This is a genomic window from Halomonas sp. SIMBA_159, from assembly GCF_046536035.1.
GTDB lineage: Bacteria > Pseudomonadota > Gammaproteobacteria > Pseudomonadales > Halomonadaceae > Vreelandella > Vreelandella venusta_A.
On the sequence record NZ_JAWJBT010001727.1, the window covers coordinates 1 to 232 of the forward strand.

Sequence of the window (232 nt, forward strand, 5' to 3'; positions counted from 1 at the left end):
CCTTTCTGTTGCCACTCCATCATTCCGCCAGAAATGTTATACACTTTTTGAAAGCCAGCCTTGAGGAGTTGTTTGGCTGCGATCGGGCTACGATGAGAGGTTAAGCAGATGACAGCAACCGGCTGATCTTTTGGTAGTTCCCGAAACCATTTTGGTAGTAACAACCGTCGTAACCCTGGAATCATGCCAAAAGAAAGGCGAAAGAGACTCAAGTTCACCGCTTGCGGTGCAT

The 232-nt window shown here is 47.8% G+C and carries 1 protein-coding gene; it reads right to left on the reverse strand.

The genetic code is table 11. The features are described 5' to 3' along the window. Window positions 1-232, reverse strand: a 232-nt coding sequence (locus R0J87_RS25115) for a rhodanese-like domain-containing protein (protein ID WP_498889743.1), incomplete at both ends; no start/stop codon positions are given.